The 26,898-nt window shown below is 43.8% G+C and carries 16 protein-coding genes; 5 read left to right on the top strand and 11 right to left on the bottom strand.

Annotation, left to right across the window (positions count from 1 at the left end):
• Positions 1 to 43: 43 nt before the first annotated feature.
• A complete protein-coding gene (locus tag HXY43_RS13550) occupies positions 44 to 4,009 on the bottom strand; it encodes a choice-of-anchor I family protein (protein ID WP_290883698.1) in 3,966 nt (1,321 codons plus the stop codon).
• A 365-nt stretch (positions 4,010 to 4,374) separates the two neighbouring features.
• On the opposite strand from HXY43_RS13550, the gene HXY43_RS13545 reads away from it, so the two are divergent.
• The gene (locus HXY43_RS13545) at positions 4,375 to 7,494 is read left to right on the top strand and encodes a lamin tail domain-containing protein (protein ID WP_290883697.1); all 3,120 of its coding nucleotides are present in this window, start codon (positions 4,375 to 4,377) and stop codon (positions 7,492 to 7,494) included.
• A gap of 7 nt (positions 7,495 to 7,501) precedes the next feature.
• Here HXY43_RS13545 and HXY43_RS13540 read toward each other — a convergent pair whose 3' ends face one another.
• Together HXY43_RS13540 and HXY43_RS13535 are read right to left on the bottom strand one after the other, a co-directional pair.
• Positions 7,502 to 7,633 carry a hypothetical protein gene (locus tag HXY43_RS13540; protein ID WP_290883696.1) on the bottom strand — a complete coding sequence of 44 codons (132 nt, stop codon included), beginning with the start codon at positions 7,631 to 7,633 and terminating at the stop codon, positions 7,502 to 7,504.
• Positions 7,634 to 7,722: 89 nt separating this feature from the next.
• The gene (locus HXY43_RS13535; protein ID WP_290883695.1) at positions 7,723 to 8,430 is read right to left on the bottom strand and encodes a cation diffusion facilitator family transporter; all 708 of its coding nucleotides are present in this window, start codon (positions 8,428 to 8,430) and stop codon (positions 7,723 to 7,725) included.
• 451 nt (positions 8,431 to 8,881) lie between these two features.
• Between HXY43_RS13535 and HXY43_RS13530 the strand changes: the two genes are divergently transcribed.
• On the top strand, positions 8,882 to 9,100 hold the full coding sequence (locus HXY43_RS13530) for a hypothetical protein (RefSeq protein ID WP_290883694.1): 219 nt from the start codon (positions 8,882 to 8,884) through the stop codon (positions 9,098 to 9,100).
• 227 nt (positions 9,101 to 9,327) lie between these two features.
• Here HXY43_RS13530 and HXY43_RS13525 read toward each other — a convergent pair whose 3' ends face one another.
• From HXY43_RS13525 to HXY43_RS13495, 7 genes are all read right to left on the bottom strand, one after another.
• A complete protein-coding gene (locus tag HXY43_RS13525) occupies positions 9,328 to 10,923 on the bottom strand; it encodes an HlyD family efflux transporter periplasmic adaptor subunit (RefSeq protein ID WP_290883693.1) in 1,596 nt (531 codons plus the stop codon).
• A 107-nt stretch (positions 10,924 to 11,030) separates the two neighbouring features.
• Complete coding sequence (locus HXY43_RS13520) at positions 11,031 to 14,006, bottom strand: peptidase domain-containing ABC transporter (protein ID WP_290883692.1); 2,976 nt, start codon at positions 14,004 to 14,006, stop codon at positions 11,031 to 11,033.
• Between the two features lie 71 nt (positions 14,007 to 14,077).
• Positions 14,078 to 14,944 carry a calcium-binding protein gene (locus HXY43_RS13515; RefSeq protein ID WP_290883691.1) on the bottom strand — a complete coding sequence of 289 codons (867 nt, stop codon included), beginning with the start codon at positions 14,942 to 14,944 and terminating at the stop codon, positions 14,078 to 14,080.
• Between the two features lie 356 nt (positions 14,945 to 15,300).
• Positions 15,301 to 17,184 (bottom strand): pentapeptide repeat-containing protein, encoded by a 1,884-nt coding sequence (locus HXY43_RS13510; RefSeq protein ID WP_290883690.1) that lies wholly within the window; start codon positions 17,182 to 17,184, stop codon positions 15,301 to 15,303.
• A gap of 188 nt (positions 17,185 to 17,372) precedes the next feature.
• A complete protein-coding gene (locus tag HXY43_RS13505) occupies positions 17,373 to 18,941 on the bottom strand; it encodes a pentapeptide repeat-containing protein (protein ID WP_290883689.1) in 1,569 nt (522 codons plus the stop codon).
• 44 nt (positions 18,942 to 18,985) lie between these two features.
• On the bottom strand, positions 18,986 to 21,079 hold the full coding sequence (locus tag HXY43_RS13500) for a glycosyltransferase (RefSeq protein WP_290883688.1): 2,094 nt from the start codon (positions 21,077 to 21,079) through the stop codon (positions 18,986 to 18,988).
• 166 nt (positions 21,080 to 21,245) lie between these two features.
• Positions 21,246 to 22,544, bottom strand: a complete 1,299-nt coding sequence (locus HXY43_RS13495; RefSeq protein ID WP_290883687.1) for a calcium-binding protein — start codon at positions 22,542 to 22,544, stop codon at positions 21,246 to 21,248.
• A 919-nt stretch (positions 22,545 to 23,463) separates the two neighbouring features.
• Between HXY43_RS13495 and HXY43_RS13490 the strand changes: the two genes are divergently transcribed.
• The 3 genes from HXY43_RS13490 (at position 23,464) to HXY43_RS13480 (ending at position 25,988) form a co-directional block, all read left to right on the top strand.
• Positions 23,464 to 24,804, top strand: a complete 1,341-nt coding sequence (locus HXY43_RS13490) for a HAMP domain-containing sensor histidine kinase (RefSeq protein ID WP_290883718.1) — start codon at positions 23,464 to 23,466, stop codon at positions 24,802 to 24,804.
• Positions 24,805 to 24,816: 12 nt separating this feature from the next.
• Positions 24,817 to 25,482: a response regulator transcription factor gene (locus tag HXY43_RS13485; RefSeq protein ID WP_290883686.1), complete on the top strand. Its 666-nt coding sequence runs from the start codon at positions 24,817 to 24,819 to the stop codon at positions 25,480 to 25,482.
• Positions 25,483 to 25,862: 380 nt separating this feature from the next.
• The gene (locus tag HXY43_RS13480; protein WP_290883685.1) at positions 25,863 to 25,988 is read left to right on the top strand and encodes a hypothetical protein; all 126 of its coding nucleotides are present in this window, start codon (positions 25,863 to 25,865) and stop codon (positions 25,986 to 25,988) included.
• Positions 25,989 to 26,153: 165 nt separating this feature from the next.
• Here HXY43_RS13480 and HXY43_RS13475 read toward each other — a convergent pair whose 3' ends face one another.
• Positions 26,154 to 26,621 carry a hypothetical protein gene (locus HXY43_RS13475; RefSeq protein WP_290883684.1) on the bottom strand — a complete coding sequence of 156 codons (468 nt, stop codon included), beginning with the start codon at positions 26,619 to 26,621 and terminating at the stop codon, positions 26,154 to 26,156.
• Positions 26,622 to 26,898 lie beyond the last annotated feature (277 nt).

The following is a 26,898-nucleotide window of genomic DNA, read 5'->3' as shown; positions in this document are numbered from 1 at the left end:
TAACCACCAAGGCACAAAGACACCAAGTATTCTCAGACTATTGCTAAACGATAGTGAAGGCAGATTGTTGCAGAAGATTGGCATTGACGCCGTTGAGAACGGCTAAAGTTTCGTTTTCAATCCCAATGACTGTATTGTTACCAGATTGGGTGATAGATATTTGCCCGAAGCTCAAGCCGCCTGTAAGACCAATGAAATCTTCACTGATGTTGAAGTCAACAATGGTGTCGGAACCTTCACCTTCTGCTAAAACAAAGGTATCGCGATCGCTTCCTCCAAAGAGAATATCATTTCCCAGACCGCCGCGTAGCGAATCGTCGCCAGCACCAGCCCAAAGTAAATCGTTGCCTTCTGTACCAATCAATTCGTTGTTGCTGTCATTGCCAATAATGAGAGCATTACCAGCGCCATCATCAAAGATAATATTTTCCTCAGAAGTATTGCCATTACCAGATGATGAATTTTCTAATACAGTATCAGTACGGAAGTCAAGATTTTGGATGCGCGTATCTTCCTCTGGAGAAACATCTTCCAGGTCAAATGGAACTTCGCTAAAGTTAGCGGCTAGATATTCTGCGAAAGCATCTTGTTCGGAGTAGTCCGGTGCGAAGGTTGCTGCACCTGTGCGCGTACTGGGGTCGGGATTGTCTGTATCTTCTGTTACCAAATCTAGCCGTTCTGTGTCGGGGAAGGTATAGCCATCGCCTCCGTTTGCTAAGAAGTTGAGGGTAACGGTACGGAAGGTACGAGTAGCATCGCCGACTAACTCACCATTTTCAACGACAACATCAAGAATGTTACCTTCTTGATCTTGCACTGCCAGAGACTGGACGCGATCGCCTGCTGGCAAATCTGGGTCAAAGCTAAACGCCAATCCCGATACTTGTGGGAAGCGTCCGGGTGTTGCTCCTTCCTCTGTCGCCGCTACGCCATGCTCAATTACCCCCAAGAGTTCTTCTGCGGTTAGGGTTACTAGTGTTAATTCGTTATTGAAACGCAGGGCATTAGCAATGTCGAGTTGGGAAATATCCCCCTCTTGTTTGCCTGAGACGGGGTTAGCTTCGGTGGGAGCTTTAATTGCATCTTCGGGGTTGGTCGAACCAGGAGGAAAGGTAAACACACCAATGTTATCACGGATACCACCACCATTTTTGATGGAGATAACTGCATCAGGATCGATTTGCTGGGCAACTGCTAAGTTGGCATCGGCTGTTAAGTTACCTAAATTCGTTTCTTGGGTACGAACATCGCTGCGCGTACCGTTGAGGAAGACACTTGTTTTACCGAAAATATTCCCGTCTTGGGCAACAATTACTTCCTCAAGAGCATCCGTAATTTCCACTATTTCTGGGTCAGGAGTACCATCAACAGCTACAACTCCTTCTTGGTCAGTAGCGTAAGCACCACTGATATTAGGGTCAACGCTATCGGGAATAATCACCCCGTTTTCGTCAAAGTCAACAACCAGACAACCGACATATTTATAGTTACCATCGGTGTTGACTACAGCCACAGGATTACCATCAGCAGCTGTCTGTAGAATTGGGTAAGGGCCTTCTACTTCGTCTCCAACTCGCAGGCGATCGCTCTCATCGGCTAGCAAGGTGTTGGAACCACCGGCGACGATGATATCTACCCCAGTCAGTAACTCTGCTAGCTGTTGCTCTATGCTAATTTGTTGCATATGAGCTAGCAAAACTACTTTGTTAATTTCTGGGTTGTTAGTCAAAAGCTCATCAACAGAAGTTTGAATTTCTGCTGCGAGTGCTGCAACATCAGCCGGATCGCTATCATCAAAGTCTTCTGGCAGTACGGTTACACCACCGGGAGAGGAAATTGTCCGCAGTGTGGGAGTTGTAGCACCGACAACACCAATCTTTTCACCATTTACGGTAATGATAGTGTTGCCAGCAATACTGTTGGGAATTTCACTGGCTTCTTGTCCATCTTCAGTGACTAATGCTGCCAGGTCTTCATCAGTGCTAAAGTCTAAGTTGGCGCTGAGATAGGGAAAATTAGTTCCGGGGTAATCTTCGTCAGCTTGGATTAAATCTGCAACTGTGCCAGTACCCAGGTCAAATTCGTGGTTGCCAAAAGCGATCGCATCAAAGCCCAGTTCGTTTTGAATTAAAATATCTCCTCGACCCTGACCGCCAAAAGCCGTTTCACTGGCAAAGAAGAACGGGCTGGGAATATAGGCATCTCCTGATGAAAGTACTAAGGTGTTAGGATAATCGGGGTTGCCATCACTGTCAGCGTCCTGATTTTTAAGGGCGTTGAGAACTGCGGAAAAGTTGGGCGCATCCTCTAAAGCTGGAACACCTGCTTCTTGATCGGCGGCGTGCAACAGCTGGAGTGTGAAAGCAGAGGTTGATGGTGCTGGAATCTTAACTTCGTAAACTGTCGTTGAACCGCTAACTTCATTGGCAACAACCAGCAAAGGTTGACCGTTAGGACTATCCTCCGCAGAGATGAAAGTTAATCCTTCTGGCCCGAGGTCGCCTACTGCTGCTAACTGTTCTGGTGTGGGGGTGGGATCTCCTTCTTCGTCAACATCAAACTCAACGCTGAAGTCGCGGGGGTTAATATATTGAACAAAGCTGGGGTGAGTTGGTTGGGTGATATCATAGACCATGACTCCGCCAACTCGCTCTAGACCGAGAAATGCGTATGTGCGATCGCCAATAACTCCTGTCACCACTCCCTCTGGTTCCGGGCCTTTATCGTCACTGCGGCTATCAAAGGAGTTGTTACTATCGTTGTTAGAGTTGAAATCTTTGGGTAATAGTTGAGCCGTTATCCGTTCAAATTCATCACCGCTATCGTAAACGAGGTTTCCCTGACTGTCCCAGATGGCGAAGGAACGACCCCCAAAGCTGTAAAGTTCATCAAAATCCCCGTCGCCATCCGTATCGCCTAAAGTATTAGTTACCAACAGGCGTCCTAACGCTGCATCTGCTTGCAGTGCCTCTGCATCCGGGAAAGCTTCAGGGTCTAGTGTCAAATCTTTGACTCGCACCTCTTCGCTAAAAGCGTCATAATCACGGGAATCGCCTTCATTGGCGGTAATAATGTAATTTTCACCAGCAATTGCAAAAGTGGCGATCGCATCAGGTTGATAAATACCTTTGACAGGCCAGTTACGGATGTTAATCTCTTCATCGCGATCGCTGGCATCAAAAGCATGGGATTTCGGATCGACAAGATTTTTGTTAGTTAGCCCTGACCCTACAATATTATCTCCAGAAAACTCATAAGTTTGTAGCGACGAGGCGTAAAGATTATGATCTTTGAAGCCGAGGGGCAAAATATCATTAACAGTACCGCTTTCTATGTCAACCACTGCCAAGGCGTTATTTTCTTGCAATGCTACCCAGGCAGTTTGAGAATCTGGGGAAATAGTGATATATTCTGGCTCTAGATCCTCAGCAACAGAAGCATTCGGCCCAAAAATGCGAACACCTGCATTTTTCAACTCATGAAGTTGGTGATTAAATGCTTTAAAGTCAGCAGTGGTAATATTATCGTCGGTGAGGTTCTCTACTCCAGAGGAAATGTCGATAATACTTACAGAACCTTCTGGGTCAATAGTGTAGTCGTCGTTGGGTTCCCCTTCATTCGCAACTAACACCTTCTTACCGTCGGGAGTGAAGGTTAACATATCAGGCAATGCGCCAACAGTGACAGCATTCAAAAAGTTGCCATCAGTATCGGTGAAAACGACTTTGCCTGGTTCCTGTGTGTTGTCATTTTCGATCGCGATCGCTACGATGCCATTGTTGATGGCAACACTATTAGCACTACCACCAAAAGCTGAAGCGTCGATAGCAAATAGCTTAGTCGGATTGCTAGGTTCACTCAAATCCAAGACATCGACTGTTACATCTTCAGCATTGACTACAAACAGGCGTTGCGAAGTTGGATCGTAAGCTGGAATTTCGGTTGCTCCCTCGTCAAAGATACCTGTTGTATATCTGCCAATTGGCGAAAGTTTAATTGAAGTTGTCATGAGTTTCTAATGACAGTATTTTTATGGTGATTGAAAGTTAACAATGCCACTTGACGAGTTTGTCAACTAAACTACAATAGTGACTTTACGTGTGTAATGTTATTTTTTGATTAAAAAAAGGTAAATAAAAGTTAAAAAGCAGATATTCTTGGATTTTCTTCATTTTTGCAACTAATTCTTTATCTAATCTTTATTGAACTTACATCTCGGAGGCTTTGGCTCCCTACTCAAAACATCTGTGCACAGTGAAAATACGCAAAATTAAGCAAACAATAATTTTTTCTTAAACTTCCAATGAGATTTATGAAGTCAGAAGAGACAAAAAAGAGTTTCTAATTTGACTTCTACTGAACTTGGAGGCATTAATGGCAGATTTGTTGTTCTCGGAATATATTGAGGGAAGCAGTAACAATAAAGCGCTGGAAATTTACAACGGTACTGGTGCTGCCATCGACTTGAGTCTAGAAGGCTACATCATCCAGATGTATTTCAACGGCAACAATTCTCCTGGTCTGACAATTAATCTAACTGGTACAGTCGCAGATGAGGATGTTTTCGTAATTGCCCAAAGTAGTGCTAATGAAGTGATTCTTACTCAAGCAGATCAAACGAATGGCTCGGGATGGTTCAATGGTGATGATGCGATCGTCCTGCGTAAAGGCGGTGTAAATGGTACGATTGTTGATTCTATTGGTCAAATTGGCTTTGATCCGGGTACTGAGTGGGGAAGTGGATTAACTAGTACAGCAGACAACACCTTGCGCCGCAAACTTAGTGTTACAAATGGCGATACCAACCCCTCTGATGTTTTTGACCCCAGCGTTGAATGGGATGGTTACGCCATAGATACATTTGACGACCTGGGAACATATACAACAAATGGTGGTGCAACGCCTTCGCTGAGTTTAAGTGTTTCTCCTATTAGCTTCTTGGAAGCAGCCGGAAATAATGCTGCGATTGGCACACTCACCCGCACGGGAAGCACAGCCAGCGCACTCACCGTCACCTTAGCTAGCAGCGATACTAGCGAGGCGACTGTTCCCACAACAGTGGAAATTCCCGCTGGGGAATCTTCAATAACATTTGATATTGCTGCTGTTGATGATGCGATCGCTGATGGTTCGCAAACTGTTACCTTCACCGCTTCTGCATCTGGGTTTACTAACGGCACAACTACCGTTACAGTAACAGATGATGAAACCACTCCCGGGACTATCCGCATTCGTGATATTCAAGGTGCCAGCCATGTTTCACCCCTGGTTGGTCAAACAGTTTCCGGTGTTCCCGGTATTGTCACGGCGCTGCGTTCTAATGGCTTTTATTTACAAGATCCGAATCCTGATAATAGTGATGCCACTTCCGAAGGAATTTTTGTCTTTACCTCCTCTGCACCCACGGTAACTATTGGTGACTCGGTTTTAGTCAGTGGTACGGTCAGTGAGTTTCGTCCTGGTGGTAGCGACAGCAACAATCTTTCGATTACGCAAATTGGCAGTAACCCAAATATCACTGTACTGTCAAGCGGTAACTCCTTACCTACAGCTACAATTCTAGGCAACGGTGGGCGGACAATCCCAACAACCGCGATCGAAGACGATGCTAATGGTAGTGTAGAAACTAGTGGCAGTTTTGACCCAGCCCAAGATGGCATTGACTTTTACGAAAGTGTAGAAGGAATGCTGGTACAGGTTAATAATGGAGTGGCAGTAGGGCCTACCAATGATTTTGGTGAAATCCCTGTTCTAGCTGACAATGGTGTCAATGCAGGCGTCCGCACGAGTCGCGGCGGCATGGTTATCCAGCCTGACGATTTCAATCCAGAGCGCATTATTATTGATGATGCCATCATTCCCAATGAGCCACAGGTGAATGTCGGCGACAGTTTCAATGGCTCAGTTACAGGTGTAATTGACTACAGCTTTGGTAACTTTAAGTTACTAAATACTGCGCCTCTCCCAAACGTCACCTCTGGTGGCCTAACTCAAGAGACAACAACTCTCACAGGTAGTGAAGACAAACTGACTGTTGCAACCTTCAACGTCGAAAACCTTGACCCTGGTGATGGTAGCGATAAATTTACTCGCCTCGCCAGCGCCATTGTCAACAATCTCAATTCACCAGATATTGTCAGTTTAGAAGAGGTGCAAGATAACAACGGCCCTACCAATGACTCTGTTGTCGATGCTAGCCTTACCTACCAAACCTTAATAAATGCGATCGCCCAAGCAGGTGGCCCTACTTACGAATATCGTCAAATTGACCCAGTAGACGACCAAGACGGCGGTCAACCAGGCGGCAATATTCGCGTTGGTTTCCTATTTAACCCTAATCGTGTTGACTTTGTAGACCGTCCGGGTGGTACATCCACAACGAATACAACTGTAAGCAATGGTGACTCTGGTCCCGAACTTTCTGCTAGTCCTGGTCGCCTCATTGACACCGATCTCTCAAATGCTGATGCTTTCGAGGATAGCCGTAAGCCTGTGGTTGGCGAGTTTGTGTTTAATGGCAATAAAGTGTTTGTGGTGGGCAATCACTTCAATTCCAAAGGCGGCGACCAACCCTTATTCGGACGCTTCCAACCGCCAACACTCACTTCTGAAGCGCAGCGAATTCAACAAGCCGAGATTGTAAATAACTTTGTAGACAGCGTTTTGGCAGCAGATCCTAATGCCAATGTCGTTGTCATGGGCGACCTCAACGACTTCCAATTTTCCAACCCGATCGCAACTTTGAAGGGTAATGTCCTCACTAACCTAATTGATACCCTACCACTGAATGAGCAATACACCTACATCTTTGAGGGTAACTCCCAGGTACTCGACCACATTTTGGTGAGTGATAATCTGGTCAATCGGTCTGAATTTGATGTTGTACATATCAATGCTGAGTTTGCCAATCAAGTCAGCGACCACGATCCGGTGATGGCAAGCTTCACCTTACCTGAACTGTATAACGAAATACTTGGCACAGCAGGCAATGATCATCTTGTGGGAACAGCTAAGAGCGATCGCATCCAGGGTTTAGCCAAAAATGATACTCTCAAAGGCTTGGCTGGCAACGATATTCTTAAAGGCGATGCAGGTAACGACAAACTTTACGGTGGTGAAGGCAACGATATCATCTATGCTGGTCAAGGCAACGATAAAATCTATGCTGACGATGGCGATGACGTAATTTTTGCTGAAGCTGGCAATAATAAAATCGATTCTGGTTTGGGCTTCGATACAGTATTTAGTGGCAGTGGTCGGGATACGTTTGTGCTAGCCTCTGGCGAAGGATTTGATCGGATTGAAAACTTTACAGTCAGTCAAGACCGAATCGAGTTAAGTGGCTTAAAGTTTGCAGACATAACAATTACCCAAGGTACTGGCACGGATGCAAATAACACGCTCATTACTATGACAAATACTGAGGATTTTTTAGCTTCTTTAATTGGAGTGCAAGCTAACACAATCACAAGTTCTGTCTTCAGCGTGATTTAATATACCTCTAAAACAGCGATCGGCGATCGGTTACTTGGTGTCTTAGTGTCTTGGTGAGACCAGCCCCCGTCTTGGCTTCTGCCGAGATGGGGGACTGGCGAACCCGAAGGGTGGTTAATAAAATTTGTTTTTGAACCACAAAGGCACAAAGACACAAAGTAAATCTTAAGTAGCGTGCGTTACGGCTTTGCTATCACGCACAACCTGACAAAGTTTGTGGCGATCGCCTCACATAATATTTAAGTTACTGGGTGGCTTTTTCCCCAAAAGATTGAGACTTTGCACTATTAAAGGAATTGCACTCAGGATAATCAATGCTGACACAAATAAACTAATTATACTGTCAGCCCATAGCCAGTGCATTAACCATACAGCGATCGCTGCCAAAATCACCCCAACTGAACTAATTAAATCTGCTATTACATGCAGAAAAGCTCCCCGCATATTCAAGTCATGGTGACTGCTATCGTGCAACAGAACTACATTCACACCATTCACCCCTAGTCCGATACCAGCAGTAATTAACATAGGTAAACTCAGGATATCAGCAGGGGGAGATTGCAAAGATGCGATCGCTTCGATGCCAATCCAAATTGCGATCGCTACTAGCCCAATGCTATTGAATAATGCTGCCAACACTTCTACCCGATCGCCCAAGTTAGCGCGATCCTTGGATTGGCGTTGAGCAATCCAACTCGCCACCATCGATAGACTCAGCGCGAAACTATCTGAGATCATATGACCGGATTCAGCTTGTAGAGCCACACTATGACAGAAATAGCCAATCGCTAGTTCTGAACCGGCAAAGCAGAGAACTAGTACTAACGCCGTCCCCAGTATGCGAACTTTCTGCTCAGAGAATTGACTGCCTTCACTGTTCAAGGCACAGCCATGAATGCAATCTTGCGAATGGTGATGAAGCATTAAATTAAACACTGAATTTACCTTATTTTGCCATTTTAAGTCCCTAGTATATTTGCTTGTGAATTATGCCATAAATTTCTTTGACGATATTTAAAATCTGGGGTAATGTTAATGCCCTGTTTGCATTTTTAGTTAGGTGGCGATCGCATCTGAGAAAAATTCCTCCGATAGCGTCACAAGTTTGTTACTATGTTTTGCCTAAACTACAGGATATGGTTCTAATCTCAACCGGCATCATCAGGCTAGTTGAGCCTCAAATAATTAGGAGGGAAATTAAATGAAATTTAACCTCGAAATAAAAGATTTGCTCCCCACCGGAAAAATCAAGACCACTCCAAATGAGCAAGAACTGGTGGTTGGATGCGAAAACAGCGATCGCTAATGCGTTTCAATTTGGGTGATTTGCCTTCCATATGAAAAAAACATAAGATGTAGTGGCGTGACCGGACTAATTTGGTGCATTATGATTTTCTTGTGGGACGGGCGTCTCGCCCGTCCCATGCGGCTGTCTGCCCGCTCCACAAAAACTGCATTAGATGCATCATTTTGGGATAAACGCGCCACTACTGGTGTGTCAAGACTAAAATGTTGCATTATCGCTTTCTTGTGGGATGGGCTTCTAGCCCGTCCAGTGCGGACAGGATGTCCACACCACAAGATTTATATTTATGCACTAAATTAGTCCGGTCACGCCACTACACGGATTTTATGTTTAATTTGGTTGAATTACTTACTTAAGTTAGTGTCTGAAATTACTGATTTATCAGCATTCCAAGATAGGCTTTTTTGAGTGCGAGAATTTCGTGACACTAACCATTTTGCATCAGTCAATAAATCAGAGTACAATTGCCTCTAAATTTATTAGTCTGATGCTCAAAAAATCGCGTAATTATCATTAATTTGCAATGATTAACGCACCTGTTTAAGACTCTCAATTTGCTTGGTAAACAGCTCTGTAAACAGACTAATTACCCTCCGTTCTTCGCGTACCTTAATATTAGCAGAAATAGACATTCCTGATTGTAAAGAAATGCTTTTACCTTTAACATTTAGTGATTGTTCATTCAAGCGAATTGTTGCCGGAAAACGATAGTATGGATGTGTTTCAGTTGGTGGTAATGCATCCGAACCTACTGAAATTACTTCTCCTTTGATATCACCAAATTCGCTAAAAGGAAAGGAGTCAATTCTGACATCTACCTTCATTCCTTTCCGCACGAAACCAATATCTTTATTGGTGATGAAAGCTTCAGCAATAAATTTATCGCTTGGGACAATTTTGAGTAATTCTTCACTGCCCTTTGCCACAAATCCAGAATTTTTCGCTTGCAAATCAAAAACAACTCCGGCTACAGGAGCACGGAGTTCCTGATATTTGACGTTTGTTTCTGCTTGCGAAATTTTACTGTTGACGTCTGCCAATTGTTTTTCATTGTCGAGCATAATTTTAGTTAATTGGCTGTCAATCTCGGCAATGCGCTTTTTATTATCAGCTATCTGAGCCAGTACTTTTTTATTAGAACCAGCAACCGTATTTTTCAATTCCTGCTGTCCTTGCTCAATATCAAACTGTAGGCGTTGCTGTTCCTCAACTAATTCTGCTACTTGTGCTGTGAGGTTTTGCACCTTTTTTTGCTGTTGGAGATATTGAAGTTCTGCGATCGCACCTTCTTCTGATAAAGTTTTAAGTTTACCGAAAATTTTATCCTCTATATCTAAACTTGCTTTTGCATCATTAAGTTTAACTTGATTTTGAGCAAGTTTTTTCTTAAGTTGTTCAATCTCTAATTGTGCCGCAGCAGAGCGAGAATCTAATTCTTTTTTGGCTGTTTGTAAACGTTCTTGCTCGTCAATTCCTAAGTCTGTCGCACTAGAGCCAGAGTTTTTTAATTCTGTTCGCAATAACTTATTTTCTGCAATTAAAGCTGCCCGACTTTTTAGCAAAAAAGCAGCTTCTCTTGACAATTTTTCTCGTTCTAATAATTCAATTTCACTGATTTCAGTAGAATCTGCGTCTATTAAACGACGATAAACCTGATTCTCTTGAATCAAAGCAGCACGAATTTTGTTTAAAGAATTTAATTCAGCATTGGTAGCAGTGGAATCAAAAATCAGCAGCAAATCATCGGGTTTTACCTGCTGCCCATCTTTAACATAAACTTTTTTCACCACTCCACTGACTGGTGCTTGAATTTCTTTAACAGTTCCTTCCGGCTTTAATTGACCAGTTGCTGGAACTACTTGTTCAATTTTAGCAAAACTTGCCCAACCAATTCCAACACAAGCTAACCCGATCATGCTCAGCATAATTGCACGCGACCAAACTGGAGATTGGCGTAGCACAACGGATTGCTCAAATTTATCATCTTGATATTCTTGATTCTCTTTGTGATTTTCTGAGTCAATTAAAGGCGCTTCTGAATTTTTTGGTTTTTCATATGTAAGTACACGTGCATCTATTTTTGTTCCGTTTCTATGCTTGCCGTTACAAGAATTGCCATTCATAGCGATTTTAGATTGATAATTGTTAGTAGATAGTAGATAGTAGTTAGTAGTTACTAGTTAGTAGTTAGTTTTTTCCCACCAACCACTAACTACTAACCACTAACCATTCACAAATTCACTTCTTGTTGATTGTATAGGTAATAATAATGGCCTTTTAAAGCCATTAATTCATCATGACTTCCTTGTTCTATAACTCTTCCAGAATCCATTACAACAATAATATCTGCATGTAAAATAGTATTCAGACGATGGGTAATACAAAATACTGTATTTCCCTTAAATGCTTCTGCTAAATTTAGACAAACTTGCCGTTCTGTGGGGTAATCTAAGGCGCTAGTTGCTTCGTCTAATACTAATAACTTTGGTCTTTGTAAAACCGAACGAGCAATGGCAATTCTTTGTCTTTGTCCGCCAGAAAGTCCAGCACCCCGTTCGCCTACTCGCGTATTATAACCGTTTGGCAAGTTCATAATAAATTCGTGAGCGGCTGCGATTTTTGCAGCTGCAATTATTTCGTCTGTTGTTGCTTCGGGATTTGTCAAAGCAATGTTTTCTTGCACTGTACCGTCAAACAACAGCGTCTCTTGAGGAACTACTCCAACTTGTCTTCGTAGGGAATAAAGTTCTACTTTGGCAATATCGTAACCATCAATTAAAATTCTGCCTGATTCTGGTTCGTACAGCCTGAGCAGCAACTTCATCATCGTACTTTTACCCGACCCACTTTGTCCAACAATTCCGATAAATTTTCCACTAGGAAAATCGAGATTGATATTGCAAAGTTGCAAGGGGCCACCTCTGTTAAAGCGGAAGGAAATATTTTCATATTTCACTACTCCTTCAATGGCAGGTAAGGGAATGTTGTAGCGGTCTTGTTCGGCTTCCTGGGGTGTATCAACAATATCACTTAAACGCTCTAGAGATAGAGCGGTTTCTTGGAAGCTTTGCCAAAGTTGAGCCAAACGCAATATGGGGCTAGTGACGTAACCTGAGATAATTCTAAAGGCGATTAATTCTCCTAAAGTTAATTCCCCTTGGAGTACTAAATAAGCTCCTACCCATAAAATTAACAAGCTACTTAGTTTATTGAGAAAGTTACTAGTAGAACTAGCGAGGGTAGATGTGACTACCGTTTTGAAACCAGCTGCGACATAACGAGCATAACGCTCTTGCCAAGAAAAGCGCGATCGCAACTCGATATTTTGCGCTTTGACTGTTTGTATTCCCGACATTACCTCAACTAAATAAGATTGAGTTTCGGCATTGCGTTCGGCTTTGGTTCGTAACTGTTTTCTGATCGTGGGAGCGGCGATAGAAGTAATGATGATAAATACTGGAATAGTGGCTAAACCAACAAGGGTTAATTTCCAGCTGTAAATCACCATCACGATGATATAAACCACCGAAAATAGTGCATCTAACCCGACTGTTAAAGCAGTACCAGTGAGAAAAGAGCGGATATGTTCTAATTCGTTGATGCGAGTAGAAATTTCTCCGACGGGTCGGCGTTCAAAATATTGCAGTGGTAGACGCAGCAAGTGGTCGATAATTTCCGACCCCAAACTCATGTCAATGCGATTGGTAGTGTCAACAAATAAATATGTGCGTAGTGTGGTCAGTATAGCTTCAAACAACCCTACAACTAATAGTAAAGCACCTAAAATATGCAGGGTGTTAATACTATTATTATTAATTACTTGATCGATAATTAACTGAATTACTAGTGGGTTCGCTAATCCTGCTAATTGCACGAAGAAGGAAGCAACAAAGACTTCTAAAAGTACGCGGCGGTAGCGTGATAAATAGGGAAGAAACCATTGCAAACCAAAGCGTTGTTGGGGTGTTGCTTTGGTGCGAGAAAGTAGTAATACCCTTATCCGAAGCGGATAATTGCTTTCTTCTACATCTAATTTGGCAAGCAGTTCAGTAGGTTTCCATCGCTGGATTCCCTGGGATGGTACACCTAAAACTACAACGCGATCGCTCGCTTCATAAACAACACCATAACTTTCGCCATAGCGAATCAGTGCAGGGGTGGGAATGCGCGTTAGGCGATCGCAAGGTATATCTAGCAATTGCGCCCTGAGTCCGATTAATTCTGACAAGTAAGCACATAGTTGAAACGATATCGTACTCTGTCGTTTCATCTGCTCTGTTAAGATACGGCGAATCACCTCGCGGCGAAAAGGCATTTCCAAATGTTTCGAGACCATTTGGAAACAGGCGATCGCTGAATTTAATTGTCCTTCACCGTGAAAATACGGATACTTTTTGAGTTTTTGTTTACTTTTTGTGGTAGTGCGTTGTGGTGGTGACGCTTCTTCGTAAGGTGCATAGGGAATTTCAATTTCATCCGTTATCTCTGCGTTAGTGTTGTTTAGTATTTGTAAATCCGACGCACGCAAACCAATCAATCGTGCCGGACTTTTCCCCTGAACCTCAACCGTGTCTTGCAGATTTCTGAATTCCAAACGAGAACCACAAGCAAAGTTCTTTACAGTTCCGCCGCCATTGACAAACCAGATGCTTTCACGATCCAGTTGACGAAGTGGTGTTTTTCCTGGTGGGAGGTAATCTACTTTCGCTTCTGCCAAAGCATTTTGAGCGAGTTCTTTCAGATTTAAACTGCTTAAAGCTTGCACTTCTGGTTGCACACCGAGGACATCAAAGATTTCCACCAAGTGGCAACAGTTTTTGCGAATCTCGGCAAAAGGCTGGAAGGTGAGTAAGCGTAAATACTCGTCAGCACTCAACGTTAAACATGTGACTTCGGTAGAAGCGATCGCGATCTCACAGGCAACCTCTCGCAACAGACTAATCTCGCCGAGAATTGCTCCTGGTTGCAGCAACTTTAACGTGGTTGGCTGTTGCGTACGGGGATCGTATGCCAATAGGCGAGCTTTTCCTTCATAAATAATTATTACTCGCTCAGGAATTCTTTCTTTGCCGATAATCTTCTGACCTAGACGATAGCGCCAAGGTTGGAGTTGTTGTGATAAATCTGCGATAACTTCACTTGATAATTGGTCAAAACCCTCAAGTGTGGCGAGAAATTCTTGAAAAGTGCTTTTAGTATAAGTCATGCTAAATAGAATGAGGAGTGAAAAATTATAGTTAACGTCTAAAAAGATGAAAAGCTCACATTTGCAGGAACTCAGCTTACCGCCAAACCTATCTGTTCTCCAATTAAGTTGAGAAATCCCGTTCCAAAATGTTGAATCTCCAAAAAACTTGCGTGTTCCGGTGCAGTTTTATAAACCCGGAATGTCTTCATCAGCCCCAAAGTTGCAGCACTTTCTAAAGGACTAACAAAGCTGGTATCGCGGTCAAGAAAATAAGACTGGCTAGCCCAATAAGCCATTTGATTGGCATTCAAAAAGTAGCAGCCAGCATGGGGATTAAGGGTACGACGAAAGGTGATTGGCATCCCCAAAATTTTGCCTTTGAGTTCTGGTTGCTCATTTACATTTTGAAAACGTGCAGTCACCCGTGGCGCTAAATCACCATCAATATAGGCTTTGCAATTCAAATTGCGAGTAGAAACTTCGTAGCGATTAGGCTGGAGTAGACATAGATCGCTTGCTTGTTGAGTAAACCAATTTAATTTGATAAAAAACCAAGGATCGTGAAGGATCAAATCATCTTCGAGGAAACAATAGTAATCGTACTGACCTAAGCAATCCCGCAGCACCGCTTGGCATTCAAATCCTAACAGCAATGGTTCTGCTTTAGTAGGATAATGCTCGTAAAAATGAGCAGGCAAACGCAAATGATTGAGGAGATGATAATCTTTGGTCGTACAAATAACAATATCCAGATGGTTGGCTTGCATCTGGTTCGCAGGAAAAGCCAGCTTCTGCCCAATATTGATAATACTTTGAGATTTACCAAACAGCTGATGCAAAGCAGCAAGGCTTTGACTTAACGCTAACAGGCGAGGTCGGGGATCTTTCCTTTGGGAAGCGTGCTTACCCTTGCTGTCAGGATTAAAAAAGTGGGCAATAGTAACAAGAATCCGCATTGACGTTACAAGGTTTTGAAACTAAGTTGCTAGGTATAAAAATTGTTTTTAGTTCAATACGGTTCAGTTAAGGTTTTGATCCCCCCTAGCCCCCCGATGAATTGGGGGGAAATTTACTTTAAAGTCCCCCTTGGGAAGGGGGATTTAGGAGGATCTCCAAAGATTGAATTGTACTAACTGAACTGTATTGGTTTTTGGTTATGGTTGCAGTCAGGTGACGAAACTGGGTAGGAACATTTTAGGTTTTTGGGCGGGCAGGATGCCCACCCCACTTAATATTGGATAATTAATGTGATATCATCCGAAGTTGCGGAATATGGAATTAAATCCATATTCCTAAGCGGATGTCTGTAAAGTTAGAAGACAAAGTCGGTAGCATCAACATTGGTGGCAGTGAAGTTTGCCAGGGTAATCGTATCTGTACCGAAAAGCGAGCTAGAAATCACCGTGTTTGCACCATTTTGAGTGACCGTCAAATTTGTGAAGTCGGTCTCAAATGCCGTAAGGTCAATTTTGTCTGCACCATCCGCGAAACCATTAATGCGATCGCTACCGAAGCCCGATGCAAAGATAAAGGTGTCGTTGCCAGCTCCACCATTCATGGTATCGTTGCCAGCTCCACCAATGAGGGTATCAATGCCACCCCCACCATTGAGGTTGTCATTACCAGCACCGCCTGTCAGGGTATCACGGCCACCTGCCCCAGCTAAGATATCATTGCCGTTACCACCATTGAGATAATCATTACCATCAACCCCATTGAGGTTATCATTACCATCACCGCCATCGAGGTAATCATTACCACCAGCACCGTTAAGGGTATCATTGCCATCAAAGCCGAAGATGTTATCTTTGCCACTCGTTCCGTTAATGGTATCGTCAGCAGCAGTTCCCAGGGTGAGACCAATAGTATCAACCGCGATCGCTCCTGTGAGGTTCGCCCCGATAAAGGTGGAATCGGTAAAGTTGCCTTTCGACAGGTTAGCGTTGGTCAAATCGGCATTTGTGAAATTTGCATTCACAGCGATCGCGTCGGTGGTGAGTACCCCACTCAAGTTGGCGCCTGTGAAGTTGGCATCGGTAAAGTTGCCTTTCGACAGGTTAGCGTTATTAGTCAGATTGGCATTGGTGAAATTGGCATTATTTGCAACAGCCTCCGTCAGGTCGCCTCCCGTCAGATTCACATTAGTCAGGTTAGTACCAGTGAGGTTAGCACCCTTTAAGTTACCCTCTGTCAGGTTAGCACCCGTCAAGTCAGCTCCACTGAGGTCGGCAAATTCCAAAACGGCATTGTCAAGTTGAACACCTCCTGTAAGGTTTGCTCCTGTCAAATTCGCGTCTCCAAGAAAGGCTCCACTCAAGTCTGCTCCTACAAAGGAAGCATTACTCAGATTGGCATCGTCTAAGAATATCCCTTCTCCGTTGACTTGAGTAAAGTTAGCTCCACTCAGATTAGTGTCAGCAAATCTCGCACCACTGAGGTTAGTCACAGTAACGTTGCCACTGCCATCTACAAACGGACTAAAATCAGTACCTGTGAGAACGATATCTTCTGCGCTAAAGTTGCTTAAATTAGCGCCACGAAAGCTGGTAGCAGTTATTTCTGTTGGAGTCAGGGGAGTTGTATCAGTCAGGACAACACCACTCAAATTAGCTAGGTCAAAGGTACTATTTTGCAGAGTAACGTCAGTGAAATTGCTTAGGCGGAAGTCGGCACCTGTTGCATTGACGTTGATCAGGAGAGTAGCTTCCAGATCAGCCTCTTGCAAGTTGGCATTCACTAGCGTCGCACCCGTGAAGTCAGCCGCTTTCAGCTTAGCCAGAGACAAATCGGCTCCCGTAAAGTTAGCCCCAGTCAGGTTGGGACGTTCAGATTGTTCGCCGCTAAGATTGGCTTCCCGCAGGTCAGCATTGGTCAGGTTGGCATTTGACAGATTGATGTCTGTCGTGTTGATTTTAAATAGATTAGCCTGTTCCAAGTTTGCCCCACTGAGATTGACATTCTGCAATGTGGCTAGAGAAAAATTAGCTGGTGTCGGAAAGCTGGCATTCGGGGCAAAGATGGCATTTGATGCATTAACGTTGATCAGAACTGCTTCTGAGAAGTTAGTGCTTCTCAGCAGCGTATCAACGAATTGGACATCGGTGAGGCTGGCTTTGAAAAAAGTCGAGCCATTCAGGTCTTGACCGTTAAAGTTGTCTCCATTGAGGATTTGATTGCTAAAGTCTAAAGCTGGCATGATTATGTACCCTCAGAAAATCTAATTGGTTTGAAGTTTGAAAATTTAAGCTGTTTTTTTACTTCCACTTATTGGGAAGTTTTTTGTTGCAGTTGCTTTTTGGGCTTTGCAATTAAAGGATGCGATCGCTTTCTCAATTGCAAGTAATGACTGAAGCTGAAAATCTATTCCCCAATCCCCGATCCCTATTAGAAGATAAAGTCGGTAGCATCAACATTGCTGGCAGTAAAGTTTGCCAGGGTAATCGTATCTGTACCGAAAAGCGAGCTGGAAATCATCGTGTTTGCACCATTTTGAGTGGCCGTCAAAGACCCGAAACTGGTCGCAAATGCCGTTAGGTCAATTTTGTCTTCACCGTCCGCGAAACCATTAATGCGATCGCTACCGAAGCCCGATGCAAAGATAAAAGTATCGTTCCCAGCCCCACCATTGAGGGTATCGTTACCACCACCACCAATCAAGGTATCATTACCACCTGCCCCAAGCAGTATATCAGCGCCAGCACCACCAATCAGGGTATCTCGTCCGGCACCACCATTGAGGCTATCACTACCAGCACCACCATCGAGATAATCATTACCTGCATTACCAGTGAGGGTGTCATTGCCAGCATTACCAAAGATGTTATCGTTGCCATCTGTCCCATTCAGAATGTTGTCTCCAGCATCTCCAACAATTAGACCAATGGCATCAACCGCGATCGCACCAGTGAGATCGGCTCCAAAAAAGGTGGCATCAGTGAAGTTGCCTTTAGACAAGATTGTATTGGTCAAGTTGGCATTGGTGAAATTGGTATTATTTGCAACAACTTCCGTCAGATCGCCTCCGGTCAGATTAACATTAGTAAGGTTAGCACCTGTAAGGTTAGCAGCCTTTAAGTTACCCTCTGTCAGGTTAGCACCTGTGAAGTTTGCACCTGTCAAGTTAGTATCGTCTAAGAAGATGCCTTCTGCGTTGGCTTGTGTGAAATTAGCTCCACTAAAATCGCTATCAGCAAATTTAGCCCCACTGAGGTTTGTGTTCGTAGAACCTGAAGGACTGAAATCTGCCCCCGTCAAAATAAGGTCTTCTGCGTCAAGGTTGCTTAAATTAGCGCCACGAAATCTGACATTGCTTGGCTGTGTTGGGTCGAGTAATCCCACATCACTTATAGAGACTTCACTGAAATTAGCTAGGTCAAAGATAGGGTTTTGCAGAGTCACATCTGTGAAGTTACTCTTAGTGAAGTTAGCACCCGTTGCATCGACGTTGACCAAGAGAGTGGCTTCCAGATCAGCTTCTTCTAGGTTAGCATTCACTAGCTTCGCGCCCGTTAAGTCAGCGGCTTTCAGCTTAGCCTTAAATAAATCGGCTCCCGTGAAGTTAGCCCCAGCTAGATTCGGGCGTTCAGACTGTTCACCACTAAGATTGGCTTCCCGCAGGTTAGCATTAGTCAGGTTGGCGTTTGACAGGTTGATGTCTTTGGTGTTGATCAGCGACAGATTAGCCTGTCTCAGATTGGCTCCACTGAGATTGACATTCTCTAATGTCGCCTTGAAGAAATTAGCTGGTTGAGGAAAGTTATTATTAGGGGCAAAAATAGCACCAGATGCATTAACGTTGTACAGCTTGGCTTCTTCAAAGTTAGTGCCTCTTAGCCCTGTATTGACAAATTGGACATTTGTAAGGGTGGCTTTGAAAAAAGTGGAACCATTCAGGTTTTGACTGCTAAAGTCGTTTCCTACCAAGTTTTGTTCGCTGAAGTCTAAAGCTGGCATGGTAAGCTCCTCACAAAAATTTTATCGGTTTGCAGTTTCAGAATTTAAGCTGGTTTTTGCACTTCCACAGCTTGTGGTGTGGAAGCTTGCTGTTGTAGTTGCTCTTTTAACCAAGAAGAGAAGAGTTCGTTCAGTAACCGTTGCCGCATAGTATCGTCAAGCTGTGCTGGTATAAACTTTTCCAGCCGCACAATCACCCACCAATCTCCGATGTGGATTGGTGGCGATAGCTGACCTACTTGGCTGATAGCAAGAATTCGGGCTAATTTAGGATGGGGTGTACTCAATGCTACTGGCCCTATTAAGCCACCAGTCTGAGCCTCTGAACCTTGGGAGTATTGCCTTGCTAGTTCGGGAAAGGACTGTTCACCCTCTAGAAGGCGGAAGTAAAGTTCTTGAGCAACATCTGCATCTTGAGTGCGAAGTAGGGAATAGACTACTTGGTCAAGTTGTTGTTTGCGTTTGTAAAAGTAGGATTCTAATTTGCTACCCCAAGTGGCTTGTTTAAATTTCTCAATTTTCAGGTTCCGGGTTGCTAGGTCTAAAAATTGTGTTTCACTCATACCCTGCTGCTGCAACCAAGCTTGGCGTTCAGCCTCTGATGTCAATTGATGCTGTTCGCAAAAGTCTTGGCAACACTTGGCTTGTTCTTCGCTTGTGCTGCTAAAAGATGCGATCGCTTCATCAATAACAAGTTCTTGCTTGAGTTTTGGTAGCAGTTGATACCTACTTAACAGGGGAATAATTTCTTGAGTTGTCACCGTCTGGTTATGGATTTGTAAGATAGCTGGAGATGTTGCTAATGAATTCTCCGCATCTTTATGTCTCCCATTTGAACCGTTTTTTTCAGTTATGGCTATTGGCTTTAGCTTAGTTCCCTCCCACGGGGAAACTAATTTGCCGTTGCTGTTATCTTCTTGCTGCTGTATCCATTGCAGATGTTGCGGCAATAACTCCGACAAGTCATAGCGCTTTTGAATTGTTTCCCTCGCCTTGACACGGATCGAAGCCATTCGGTCTCGATGCTTGAGCGCTTCTTCAATGCGATCGCAAATTTCCTGGGGTGAAAAGAAGTCTACCAAAAAACCATTGGCGCCATCTTGGATCACCTCAGTCACAGGAGGAGTTCTAGAAGCTACCAGCAAGCAACCTGCGGATAAAACCTCCAGCATTGACCAAGACAAGACGAAGGGACGGGTGAGATAAACGTGTACAGAGGAAGCCTGGAGAACTTGCAGATATTCATGATAAGGCAACCAGCCCGTAAAATGAACTCTGCTGAGGTCGAGAGGATATTTTCCCAGCATCACCTCTTTGTAACTTTTGCCATCAGGCAGAGGCTTGCCATAGGCTACCCGGTTTTCTCCCACAATTACTACATGACACTGGGGTCGTCGCTGCTGAAGTAGAGCAACTGCCTCAATGAACTGCGGAAAACCCCGATAAGGTTCCATACCGCGTGCTACATAAGTAACAAGTTCTTCTGCGTGAGAAAGGTCTAGATTGATCCGGGGGAGAACTAACTTTGCCCCTGGCTTGGGGCAAAAGAATTCAGTGTCAATACCATCATGAAGCACGTTAATCTTATTGTGATACTCTAGTGGGAATTGCTGGCGCTGCCAATAAGTTGGAGAAAGACCGCGATCGCAACTATATAAATCTATTAAGATAGGAGCATTTTTAATGCGAATCCGGGCTTCATCGTCAGCAGTAAGTGATTCGGTGGGATCAAAGTCTGCATCAGAACCATGAGCATGGTAAAACCATTCAAAATAGCACAGTAATTTGGCTTTTGGAAAAATATCTTTGATTAACAGAGTTGGACCCCAGCCCGAATGACCATAGACTACATCTGGGATAAACCCACGAGCTTTTAGTTGTTCTGCCATTCTATAAACGCCCTGAGCTTGAAGAACGGCATTCTCCAAAGGTCGAACATAGTGGTGAGTTTCTGGTCGAGCTTCTCGTTTAGCCTTATAAAAGGCTTTGTTGACACCAGGTAAACTTCCTTCACGACGAGTAGTACCGAAAACAACTTGGTTATTACTATCTTTGGCAATAGCTGCTGCCACATGACGAAATTGGGCAGGGAAATTGGGGTGCAAAAATAAAATTCGCATGGCTTTTTGATTATTCATCTCCTGCTGTCCCTCTAGTTGGGACAGCAAGAGATTAAAATGGAGACACAATCCGAAAAGTAGCTCAGCAAGTTATGGAGACGCTGGGCTGCTCATTTAGGTTTGGGGTAACTTCAGGTGCGTTCTACTCGGATTTTTCCAAGTACACTGCCTGGTTGCCCATTTTTTAGGCGAGAAAATCTGCCTCTGTGATATTGCTGGGATTTGTGTTAAGCACAGTTGCTATCAGTTCGCCAGTTTCAGTAACTGTGATCAAAGTATTATTACCACTGCCTGAGATCGTCAGCGTCTCAAAGGCGAAATCATACTCGAAGAAGTCTACACCATCCTGGAAGCCTTGGATGATGTCGCCTACAGGAGCAGGTACTGGTGGCTCACCTGGATCTGGTGGCTCTGGCACAAATTCCGTGTTTATCAACACAAATACATCACTGCCGTCACCGCCAATCAGCGTGTCGGCTGCGGTTTGGTCTTCAAGGTCTTCACCGCCAGTAAGAGTGTCATTTCCAGGCCCACCCAAAACTCTATCAACGCCAGTACCGCCATCGACAAAGTCATCGCCAGCTTGACCATTAAGGGTGTCATTGCCACCACCGCCGAGGACGGTGTCATTACCACCTGCACCAAAGAGGGAGTCGTTGTCTTCTCCACCATCAATCAAGTCAGCTTCAGCTCCACCAGTGATGGTCTCTAAGCCAGCACCGCCCAACAGTGTGCTTGGGCCTGCTCCGCCATCAAGGACATCATTGCCGTCTCCACCATCTAAGGTGTCAGCACCGTCTCCACCCGAGAGGATGTCATCACCACCATAGCCATAGAGAACGTCATCGCCTGCTCCACCAACGAGGGAATCATTGGCACCAGCACTTAAGCTGTCAGCATCACCGTAAAGGGTGTCATTGCCATCTCCGCCTACGAGGGTATCAGCGCCAGCGGCACCCAAGGTGTCATCACCTTCAAGAACGTCATTCCCAGCTAAACCATTTAGGAAGTCACTGTCAGCACCGCCCTGAAGGGTGTCGCCTTCATTTAGGCTGTTGCTACCAACTAGCGAGTCATTGCCTGCCCCACCATCAACCTCGCTCTTACCATCAGGGTTATTCTCAATTGTCAGAGTGTCATTACCAGCTCCGCCCAACAGAGTATCCTCGAAGCCACCAAATATCCAGTCGTTGCCAGCACCACCTTCCAAGAGGTCTTTGCCATCAAGAACATCAGTAGGACTCGTCCCACCATTGAGGGTGTCATTACCGTTCTCACCATAGAGTGAATCCTCACCTGCATCCCCAAATAGTCTGTCGGCACCGTTTCCACCAAATATGGTGTCCTTATCTTCCCCACCTTGGATCAGGTCAGGGCCGCCTAAGCCGGAGAGTTCGTCTTCACCAGCAAAGCCTCGTATTGTATCAGCGTTATTAGTACCTTGAAGGGTATCCTTGTCTGGCGTTCCGTTGATTATTGCCATAAACTAATTCCTTGTTTTCCAAACACAATTTTGCTAGCTAACTTGAACGTGCTGGATGCACGGTACAAAGTCAGTTGTTGCACTCTCACCATTCCCCCCTCTCCCAAACTTAGGAGAGGGGCATCAAAGTCATGGTGAGAAGATATTGTAGGAAGTTTTCAAACATACTCCACACAACCTCACGATTAAGCATCTGCAATAGAAATGGATTGGTACTTTAGCTCATGTAGTAACGCAAGGATGGACATTGGTAGCTTTCAACAGAGTTGAAGCAATACAAGTAACAACAATGCAAGCATGTCAAACAATGACGTAATTGCACGTCTTAACTTGCCATCCTGTTTCTAGAAGGTCGATTCAGTATTCAGAATTGTCTTTATGGGTGAGACAAGGCAGGGGGGGGAGACGCAGACTAAAGATTTCTCCGCAGCTTACTTTCTCTTCCACACTAGATTAATTAGTATGACCAAAAATCTCAGGTCATAAATTAACTTTTTGAATGCATCCCTACATTCTGAAAATAAGCCGTGAGAGTCAAACTCTTGAGGATGATAAAAAAACTGCTTGCAGCTTTGTCACCAAGCCTGCTTGTGAAAAAACAATTTATTTTTCAACTTCTCTTTACATTTCTCTTTTTCAGAGAAATTGCTTCGGAACACGCTATTTATTTTTATGGTAACAGACTGCACTTGTCAATACTTTGTGTCGGTTTTAATCATAAGATATATCTATAGATAAATAAAAAAAGCCAGTTTAAATATTGGCTGAATAAGAAACTCGGCTAAGTTCAGTCATTTCAATCTCAATAATTAAAAAATGTTTAACTGACAAATCAGTGAAACGGACTAGTCAATTTCCCAGATGGCACAGAATCTTCTTTGGCCTTCGCACACATATCCTGGTTGGATATGTTGTGTTGATGGTCTTTTCTGCTACGGTAGCTATCCTAGCTATTCGCCAGGTTCTCTTTTTTCGTCTAGAAAAACGGATAGAAAGGTCTTTGCTTCAAGAAATGAAGGAATTCCAGCAGTTGACTACGAGAATAAATCCCAAAACTAATCAACCTTTTGGAGATGACATTCGTTCCATTTTTAATGTATTTCTTAATACTAATATCCCCAGTGATGATGAATTTCTTTTGACATTGTTGAACGGTAAAATCTACAAGTATAGCCCGAGAGCACTACCGAGCTGGATCAAAGAAAATTATTATTTACTAGAGCATTTAGCTCAACTAACAAAGGCTGAGCGAGGTAAATTCTACACCATAGACGGTGTTGTAATTTACCTCGCTCAGCCTGTAATTAGGGGAAAAACTCACGGAGTATTCGTGGTGCTTCAATCTACTGCTGGTGAAAGTTGGGAGGTGGCTGAGACGGTTTTTGTCATTATCCAGGTGATGCTTGTTGTTGCGATTTTAGCTTCGTTATTGGCTTGGGTAATAGCTGGAAGGGTGCTCACACCCCTACGCCTGCTTACTGAAACTACTCGTTCGATTAGCGAGTCTGACCTGATGCGACGCATCCCTGTAAAAGGTTCAGACGAAATCGCCGAACTCACTATTACTTTCAACGAGATGCTCCAAAGACTGCAAGCAGCCTTTTCTAGTCAACGAGATTTTATTGATGATGCAAGTCATGAACTGCGGACGCCGATTACAATTATCCGAGGTCATCTGGAACTGCTGGGTGAAGACCCTCAAGAACGACGGGAAACGATAGAATTAGTCACTGATGAGCTAGACCGCATGAGTCGCTTTGTCGATGACCTGCTATTACTAGCTAAGGCTGAGCGACCCGATTTTTTAAAGTTAGAAATCGTAGAAATTAGCTCATTCACCAAAGAACTGTACGCTAAGGCCAAAACTTTAGCCCATCGAAACTGGTGTTTAGAGGCTGTGGCTAGTGGTCGCATTACGGTTGATCCTCAGCGACTGACTCAGGCAATCATAAACTTGGTTGTGAATGCTACTCAACATACCCAAGAAGGTGATGCGATCGCCCTTGGTTCGGCGCTAACAAATGGTAAAGCGCGTTTCTGGGTGCGTGACACAGGCGAAGGAATCTCCTTTTGTGACCAAAAACGGATTTTTGAGCGCTTTGCTCGTGGCTCTAGCAGTCCCCGTCGTTCCGAGGGTGCTGGTTTGGGATTGGCAATTGTAAAGAAAATAACAGAAGCTCACAGCGGTTGGGTCGAACTTGTGAGCCGCCCGCTGGGGGGTTCTACTTTCACCATAGTTATTCCCCTGAAATCAAACTAGGAAGGTCTTTGTATGAGCCGAATTTTGATCGCAGAAGATGAACCTCGCATTGCCAGCTTTTTAGAGAAAGGTTTTAAGGCTAGTGGTTTTACCACCTCCGTAGTGTCCAACGGTGATGAAGCTATTTTCATGGCTTGTAGTGGTGATTTTGATCTACTGATCTTGGATATTGGTATTCCAGGCAAAAATGGGTGGGTAGTGTTGGCAGAATTACGCGGGCAGGGACAACTACTACCTGTGATTATTCTCACCGCTCGCGACAGTATAAAGGATAAGGTAAATGGTTTGGAAGGAGGCGCTGACGACTACGTTACTAAGCCATTTAAATTTGAGGAGCTTTTAGCTAGGGTACGCCTGCGATTGCGTAATCGTCAGCCCAAGGATGAAGATCAGATGTTGTTGAGTTTAGGCGATATTGTCCTTGACCTGCGTACTCGTCAGGTGAGAGTAGGCAACCACTCCATTGAACTATCAGCTAAAGAATTTGCCTTGACTGAAACTTTTATGCGTTATCCTGGGCAAGTCTTGACCCGGCAGCAACTGCTTAGTCATGCCTGGGGTTATGATTATGACCCTTATACCAATATTGTTGATGTCTACGTTGGTTATCTGCGTAAAAAGCTAGGTGACAAACGCATTGAGACGGTTAGGGGCATGGGCTATCGGTTGCGTTCATGAGAAAATTCTCATCAAAAACTTAATAGTAATTTATCTGCGTAGATCAAAATAGGAATAAGCAAAGGAACACAACATTATTTTTCCCTATAAAATCGGCTAGAGCCGCAGTTTAGTAAAAAGAATTGACAACAACAGTTTTTCTAGAACTCTCAAGTGAGGTGAATATGGCGTAATGTCTCTCTATCACTTTAGTCAAAAACTATATCTGAGATCTGTCCTGAAAATAAGAAACTCTTAACAGGGAACAGAGAACAGGGAAGAGAGATTTTCATCCTTTGCTGTGCGCCTCGGTGCATGGAATTCGTTGAACCTGGTAAAAACACCCCAAATTTTCTTGTGGGATGGGTGTCTCCACCCGTCCCATCTGAAGGGCGAGCAGGATGCCCACCCTACAATCCGGGATAATTTATTTCTTGGAAATCCCTAATACCCAAACCCAACAACAAGATTTGGAAGGATTGGCGAAATTTTATAATTGTTCGCAAGGTGAAAGAAAGCGAGATTAATCCCATGATGAGTATGGCAAAAATTGCAACACGTCTCACTCGCGCGCGATCGCCCAATTTGGTTTGTGCCTGTTGGAGCCTCACCCAAAATCAAATAAGCTGTTAGATGCAGTATTTGTAAACTCCAAAGGCGAATATATTGTTAAATTCGCCCTTACTAATTGCTTACGTAATTTTAGAGTCAATCATCTTTACAACAGTCTCCATAATATTGACTAGTTGTTTCATTTCTAGTTTTGGTAATAGTCTGAGAATTAATGCTTCAATATCTTCTGGTGATTCCGGTTCTGTTATCTCTTCATCATCTGCATTGACAGGCTCAAGAAAGATTTCATCACAAGCAAAGCTGTCTAACCATTGATTCAACTCTGGAGGTAAGTGTTTGTAGTTATGTTTGCCTTTGAAGATATTCCAATCAGAGTTGAAATCTAAGAAGCGAATCTCCCCATTTTCATCAACGTATCCTCCCCAGTTTATGTCTTCCACGCCTTTAAGTTTGACGAGGTACTGTGGCGGCTCATTTTCCTTAGTTGACTCAATATAAAATAGACCCAAATCCCACCATTTTTCAGGCAAGTCAAACTGCACAAAAAATTGGTAGAGCGCATCCCTTTCACTCATTTGCTCAGGCATTGCTTAATCCTCTATTTGCGATCGTAAGCCAGCCTTGACTGGAAGGTCTGCGTTTATATCCTGCCTGTTGTTGACACCAATTGTTCATGCGGACAAGACTTTTTACTTAACTTTGTTCCAATTATTCAAGTAAAAAATCTCACCTTTGTGACGCAAACAAGTAATATTTTTACATTTTTTATGAACTAAAGAATGATTTAAACACAAAGACACTAAGACACAAAGAGGAAAATAGTCTTCTCTACTAAGATAGTGGTTCGTTTTTTACACACCTTGA

The organism is Fischerella sp. (assembly GCF_013388695.1).
Taxonomy (GTDB): domain Bacteria; phylum Cyanobacteriota; class Cyanobacteriia; order Cyanobacteriales; family Nostocaceae; genus PCC9605.
This window is presented reverse-complemented; position numbering and strand designations above follow the sequence as displayed.

Excerpts from the sequence above, each read along its gene's own strand:
- HXY43_RS13495 (WP_290883687.1), bottom strand. The coding sequence starts at position 22,544 with ATGGCAATAATCAACGGAACGCCAGACAAGGATACCCTTCAAGGTACT.
- HXY43_RS13525 (WP_290883693.1), bottom strand. The coding sequence starts at position 10,923 with ATGAATGGCAATTCTTGTAACGGCAAGCATAGAAACGGAACAAAAATA.
- HXY43_RS13500 (WP_290883688.1), bottom strand. The coding sequence starts at position 21,079 with ATGAATAATCAAAAAGCCATGCGAATTTTATTTTTGCACCCCAATTTC.
- HXY43_RS13505 (WP_290883689.1), bottom strand. The coding sequence starts at position 18,941 with ATGCCAGCTTTAGACTTCAGCGAACAAAACTTGGTAGGAAACGACTTT.
- HXY43_RS13490 (WP_290883718.1), top strand. The coding sequence starts at position 23,464 with ATGGTCTTTTCTGCTACGGTAGCTATCCTAGCTATTCGCCAGGTTCTC.
- HXY43_RS13475 (WP_290883684.1), bottom strand. The coding sequence starts at position 26,621 with ATGCCTGAGCAAATGAGTGAAAGGGATGCGCTCTACCAATTTTTTGTG.
- HXY43_RS13510 (WP_290883690.1), bottom strand. The coding sequence starts at position 17,184 with ATGCCAGCTTTAGACTTTAGCAATCAAATCCTCAATGGAGACAACTTT.
- HXY43_RS13515 (WP_290883691.1), bottom strand. The coding sequence starts at position 14,944 with ATGCGGATTCTTGTTACTATTGCCCACTTTTTTAATCCTGACAGCAAG.
- HXY43_RS13520 (WP_290883692.1), bottom strand. The coding sequence starts at position 14,006 with ATGACTTATACTAAAAGCACTTTTCAAGAATTTCTCGCCACACTTGAG.
- HXY43_RS13545 (WP_290883697.1), top strand. The coding sequence starts at position 4,375 with ATGGCAGATTTGTTGTTCTCGGAATATATTGAGGGAAGCAGTAACAAT.
- HXY43_RS13485 (WP_290883686.1), top strand. The coding sequence starts at position 24,817 with ATGAGCCGAATTTTGATCGCAGAAGATGAACCTCGCATTGCCAGCTTT.
- HXY43_RS13550 (WP_290883698.1), bottom strand. The coding sequence starts at position 4,009 with ATGACAACTTCAATTAAACTTTCGCCAATTGGCAGATATACAACAGGT.
- HXY43_RS13480 (WP_290883685.1), top strand. The coding sequence starts at position 25,863 with ATGCCCACCCTACAATCCGGGATAATTTATTTCTTGGAAATCCCTAAT.
- HXY43_RS13530 (WP_290883694.1), top strand. The coding sequence starts at position 8,882 with ATGATTTTCTTGTGGGACGGGCGTCTCGCCCGTCCCATGCGGCTGTCT.